Below are 5,327 nucleotides of genomic sequence, written 5' to 3'. Positions count from 1 at the left end.
CTAAAGCAATCTGCTCAAATTGAAACTGAGAGTCAAAAAAGTAATATGATAGATTTTTCTAACCATCAACAATGGAACCATGCAAGCGGATGGAAAAATGTTCTAAATAATCTGCGATTAGTTGTCCAACCACTCTTATTATTTTGGTTATTTTCTCCTTGGTTAGATATTTTCCCCAACTCCAACTTATTGCTTGGATTTAATTACTTAATTAGCGCAATGAATCAATACAAACCCTTTTATTCTTCTGGATGAAAGACTTTATTTACTATTTGTTGATTTCGGAAACTGACAAAAGAGGGATACAACGTATCAGAGGTGATATTGTTAGTGCCAACACTGACTTACAATTTGATGTCCGCGATTCGGTTGAACCAGTCTACCGCGAACTGATGTATTACTACTAGACAAGGGACAAGCAACTGAGGCGCTTTCTGTTTCTCAGCTACTAAAGCTAACTGAATTACAAAGCTTTTTTGGTGATGAGTGTTTGCAGGTAGAGCTTGCCCTAACTTCAACTCAACGAGTTAGGACTAAAGAAGCTGTTATTAATTCTCTCATCTTGAGTGATCGCACTTATCTAATCTTACGTTTACCTGACGGTACGCTCAAAAGTTACCCAGCAACGATAACAGCAAAGCAGATGCAAAGCGAGGTCGAGCAATTTCGCACCAAGTTAGAAGATTTTGGTACTGAGGCATATCTTGAGCCAGCACAAAGACTCTATAATCTGCTAATCCGTCCGATGGCAGCAGATTTAGCCCAGAGTGAACCTACTTTTTATCAACGATAGTGTATTACGAAATATACCAATGGCAGCATTGCATGATGGCAAGCAATTTTTAGTTCAAAAGTACGCAGTGTCTACCTCTCTTGGTTTAGGGTTAAGTACAAAAGAGCCGCAAAAGAAAGAGCAAAAAGCCTTAGTATTTGGTTTGACTGTAAAAGTGCCACCTTTTGATTCCTTACCTAATGTTAATGCCGAAACTGAAGCTGTACGTGATATCTTAGGGGGCAATAGATTTCTAGACCAAAAGTTTACTTTGGCTAACTTGGAAAAACAAATTATTAAGCAAAAAAATCCCTCAGTTCTTCACATTGCAACTCATGGTAAATTTAGAGGCACAGCAAACAGCACTTTTCTGCAAGCCTACAACGGTCGTATCTCTTTGCAAGAGTTTGAAAATGTCCTCTTAGCTAACACTAAACCTATAGACTTGCTTACACTTAGTGCTTGTCAGACTGCGGCTGGCGACAACCGCTCCACTTTAGGTATTGCTGGACTCGCTGCGCGCACTGGCGTTAAAAATGTTTTGGCTAGTTTATGGTTTGTTAACGATGCTGATACAGTGCCACTGATTGAGAATTTTTATTCTTATTTGCGTCAACCAGGTACAACTAAAGCAGAAGCGCTTAGAAAGGCTCAGTTAAGTTTAATTTCTAGACCTAACAGTCATCCTGCTAGATGGTCTAGCTTTATTTTGGTTAATAGTTAAATATATGCACACAATAATTATTTATTATAAAAATCAATTTTCGTATCTGTTATTTAATTTAAATGGTAATACTTTAATTAGAAATTATGCCAAGTAACTCGCAACCTGAAATTTCAACAACAGTCCTTCCAAATGGTATAGAGATATATTGTTTTCAAAAAAACGAAGAAATATTTTTAATTTACGAACAAGTACAAGAATACTTCAGGCATGGAATTAAAATAAATAAAGGTGACATAGTATTTGATGTAGGAGCTAACATTGGCATTTTCTCTTTGTATACGTGGAAAGAAAATGAAGGGGATGTAAATATCTATGCTTTTGAACCTATTGCAAAAACCTTTGAGTTATTAGAAGGAAACATTAAACGCCTTACTTCGGAGAAAGTAAAGGCAATTCCTTGTGGACTTTCAAACTATGCACGTACTGAAAAATTTGGCTTTTACCCCAATACTTCATCAATATCTACTGTATATCCAGACGGATCGAAAGAAGAAAAAGACAAATTTAAAAAAGCTGCGCTTCAAAAAATAAATGAAGTTCACGGTAGTAAAAATATATTTCATCCTTTATATAAATATACTGTAATACCGCACTTTATGCTTTCATTTATACTCAATCGTAAAATACAAAAAGCTTTTGTAGTAGAACAAGTTACGTGTCAAATAAAAACTTTATCTGAGATTATCCACGATTACAAAGTTCCGCATATCAACTTATTAAAAATAGATGTTGAAAAAAGTGAATTAGACGTACTTTTAGGAATTAAGCCACAAGATTGGACAAAGATAAAACAAATTGTTTTAGAGGTTCACGATTTAGAAAATAGAGTTGAGACAATTAAAACATTGCTTGCCAGTCATGGATTTGACAAAGTTGTGGTCGAACAAGAACCTTATCTCAAAGGTACTGATATTTGTAATATGTATGCTTTACGAGCAGAAATTAACAAAAAATAGAGTACAAAAATGATTATGAAACAGATATTAAGATTTTGGTGTGTAAGCGGAATAGCTTTTTACAACTTAGCTACAATTACTCCTACATACAGTCAAATTATTCCCGATACAACACTACCTAATAGTTCTACTGTCACAGAGCAAAACAGTAGGGCTACAATTTCTGGAGGTACAGAGGCAGGTACAAACTTGTTTCACAGTTTCGAGCAGTTTTCTATTCCTACAGGTGAAACGGCTTATTTTAATAACGGGGCTAATATTCAAAATATTTTCAGTAGAGTAACAGGAGTATCAATCTCAAATATCGATGGTTTAATTGAAGCCAATGGTGCTACAAGTTTGTTCTTATTAAATCCTAATGGAATCATTTTTGGTCCTAATGCTTCCCTAAATCTTACTGGGTCGTTTATAGAACCCATTTGACATTTAATTGTGTGCCAACCTTTTAAGCATCAGCTTGATGAAACACGCTCTTGAGCTTTGCTGTGGCATGGTCTAGAGTGCGTTCAAAGTTTTTGACTAAACTTTTACAACAGACCTCTTGCAAAAGGGTAAGATAAAGTAGGTTCAAGGAAAATCAAGAATGACCTAGGAAAAAGTAAAACACCTTAAACCATCAGATTTTAAGCGATTTTGTGGCATCCAGCAGCAAACTTTTGACCAAAGGAGTTCAATTTTAAGGAAAGCTGAAGCACAAAAGTCTCCAGGACTACCCAAGTAAATTTTCAATGGAAGACCAACTTTTAATGAGTTTGGAGTATGGGAGAGAATATAGAACTTATTTTCATATAGCTCAGACTTGGGGAGTTAACGAATCAACAGTTTACCGAATTATCCGAAAAGTTGAAGATGAGTTGATGAAGTCCGGGAGGTTTAGTTTAGCTGGGAAAAAACACCTGTTTAATCTAGAAAATGCCCTAAAAACTGTGTCACGTTGAGGTCACAGAAAGCCCTACCCTCCGCCCTAAAAAAAACAGCGACAATATTACAGGGGAAAAAAGAAGAAACCTACACTTAAATCCCAGATAGTTGTCAATCAGGAGACAGGAGAGATTATTTGTACGGCTCATGGTAAAGGAAAAGAACAGGATTTTCGCATCTTTAAAAACTCTCAATTATTGATAAGAAAAGAGATTAAGTGCTTGGCAGACAAAGGATATCAAGGAATTCAAAAACAGCATATTAATAGTTTGATTCCTCACAAAAAGCCGCGAGGAGGTAAATTAGCAAATGAGGTCAAAAAAGCCAACCGACAATTAGCTATTCTTCGAGTAGTTGTCGAATATGTCAATTGCCGACTTAAGATTTTAGCTGAACGTTATCGCAATCGACGAAAACGTTTTTCTTTAAGATTTAATCTTCTTGCTGGTGTTTATAACTATGAGCTTCGCCTTAGTCATACTGAATCAGCTTCCTAAGCTTTTGCAAGAGGTCTAACGTTCCATCCAAGCATTAGACCGCTCAATTACCCACCGAGTTGCTACCACTACAAATCCTGTTTTCCCTTGAGCAGCTTTTTGGGACTTGGTTGGCTTAGGGGCTAGTTCAAAACGGATCTTAGTCAGGATCTGAGGGTAGAGTTTTTGCAAAGCTAAAGTAATTTTATCGGGGTGATAGCCATTATCAAGCAGGATGGTAATCTTCGCATGGGTTGACACGCTTGGCACGGAAATAATCGAGGTTAGGACTCAACATTTGGATTAAGCCCTGGTCATCGGACACATGAGCTTGGGTACAGTAGACCTCTTGCGTGAATCAAGAAGTGAGGGCGAGTTCAAAGTTAAGGATAGCTGCAATCAAGTTGAATCTTAAGCCAAAGCGCTTACGGCGGTTGCGATAGCGTTCGGCTAAAATGCGAAAAATCTTTAGCCGCCGATTAACGTGTTCCGCTACAATCCGCAATTGAGCTAATAAACGATTGTGTTGACGCTCAAAGTTATCAAGTTTTGCTTTCCGGGGCTTTTTTGTTGGCGTGCAACTGCTGGAATGTAACTTGGCAATGCCCTGATATCCCCGGTCAGCTAAACATAACTGCTGCGGTAACATTGGTAGTCTATTCAGCTTAAACAAACGAAAATCATGTACTCGCCCCTTGCCAAAAGCAGTACAAATGATTTGTCCTGTGGCTTGGTTGACCACTACTTGTGCTTTTAAAGTATGTTGTTTTTTCTTTCCACTGTAGAAGGAACGCTGTTTTTTTGGGGACGCTCTATAGGACAAAGGGTAACATCAACTACTATTACACTCCAACCGTCAGCATTCTCAAGCAACTGCTTTTTGCCTGGTAAGCGAAACTTACCAGAACTCATCAACAAAGTTTCCACTTTTTGAACCAGCCGACGACATACTGCTGACTCACTCAGTCCCCAACTTGTGGCAATGTGGAATTGAGATGCGATATTCCCGCGCCCTATTCCAGCACTAACAGTAATTGATCTTCAACACTTAGTTTGCACTGTCCACCGCGTTTTCCTTTACGGTCAAGGTTGGGGCGCAGCACCTCGGTCATCTGCTCGAAGGTTTCAGTGTGTACACCACATCTGCGTTTAAATGCGCTAGGTTTAAGGTCTTTAAATTGCTCGTAGGTCATGGCTGCTTCTTCTTCTTTATCTCTCTTTTACCTGCCTTTGACCTATTCACGCAAGAGGTCTAGTCAGTAAAAAACGGAAAAATAAGCGTATCCACAGCTAAATGGCGTTTGCTCCCATTGACACCTTTGTAATGGCAAAAGCCTTTAGAATCAACATTAGCATTGCAGGTATTTTTCACCGCTTGTGAATCTATAATTATCAACATTGTCCACTTGGCTTTTTTTTCACCTGACGAGCGTACTTGACTATGTAAAATACCCATCAGTGTTTCAATCGTCCCT

Annotated in this window: 6 protein-coding genes and 4 pseudogenes; 7 read left to right on the top strand and 3 right to left on the bottom strand. The window is 38.0% G+C overall.

Annotated elements, in window-relative coordinates; genetic code table 11:
* The 7 genes and pseudogenes from C7B70_RS24890 to C7B70_RS24860 all read left to right on the top strand — a co-directional run.
* Positions 1–255, top strand: a pseudogene (locus tag C7B70_RS24890) (IS701 family transposase); the annotation flags it as partial.
* On the top strand, positions 252–407 hold the full coding sequence (locus tag C7B70_RS26695) for a hypothetical protein (protein WP_158260593.1): 156 nt from the start codon (positions 252–254) through the stop codon (positions 405–407). The pseudogene C7B70_RS24890 and the gene C7B70_RS26695, both read left to right, overlap by 4 nt.
* 83 nt (positions 408–490) lie before the next feature.
* Positions 491–793, top strand: a complete 303-nt coding sequence (locus C7B70_RS24885) for a hypothetical protein (RefSeq protein ID WP_106371570.1) — start codon at positions 491–493, stop codon at positions 791–793.
* A gap of 19 nt (positions 794–812) precedes the next feature.
* Entirely contained in the window at positions 813–1,496 is a 684-nt protein-coding gene (locus C7B70_RS24880; RefSeq protein ID WP_146134173.1) for a CHAT domain-containing protein, read from the top strand.
* An 86-nt stretch (positions 1,497–1,582) separates the two neighbouring features.
* The gene (locus C7B70_RS24875; protein WP_106371568.1) at positions 1,583–2,455 is read left to right on the top strand and encodes an FkbM family methyltransferase; all 873 of its coding nucleotides are present in this window, start codon (positions 1,583–1,585) and stop codon (positions 2,453–2,455) included.
* 15 nt (positions 2,456–2,470) lie between these two features.
* Positions 2,471–2,878 (top strand): filamentous hemagglutinin N-terminal domain-containing protein, encoded by a 408-nt coding sequence (locus C7B70_RS24870; protein WP_106371567.1) that lies wholly within the window; start codon positions 2,471–2,473, stop codon positions 2,876–2,878.
* A gap of 217 nt (positions 2,879–3,095) precedes the next feature.
* Positions 3,096–3,873: pseudogene (locus tag C7B70_RS24860) on the top strand (IS5 family transposase).
* Between the two features lie 15 nt (positions 3,874–3,888).
* Here the strand turns inward: C7B70_RS24860 and C7B70_RS24855 are convergent.
* The 3 genes and pseudogenes from C7B70_RS24855 to C7B70_RS28125 form a co-directional block, all read right to left on the bottom strand.
* On the bottom strand, positions 3,889–4,113 hold the full coding sequence (locus tag C7B70_RS24855) for a transposase (RefSeq protein ID WP_199192555.1): 225 nt from the start codon (positions 4,111–4,113) through the stop codon (positions 3,889–3,891).
* A gap of 97 nt (positions 4,114–4,210) precedes the next feature.
* Positions 4,211–5,045, bottom strand: a pseudogene (locus C7B70_RS24850) (IS5 family transposase).
* Positions 5,046–5,104: 59 nt separating this feature from the next.
* Positions 5,105–5,327, bottom strand: a pseudogene (locus C7B70_RS28125) (IS5/IS1182 family transposase); the annotation flags it as partial.

The sequence above is a fragment of the Chlorogloea sp. CCALA 695 genome, from assembly GCF_003003885.1.
Taxonomy (GTDB): Bacteria; Cyanobacteriota; Cyanobacteriia; order Cyanobacteriales; family Chroococcidiopsidaceae; genus Aliterella.
Note: the sequence above shows the minus strand (reverse complement) of the source record. Positions and strands in the feature narration are given on the sequence as shown.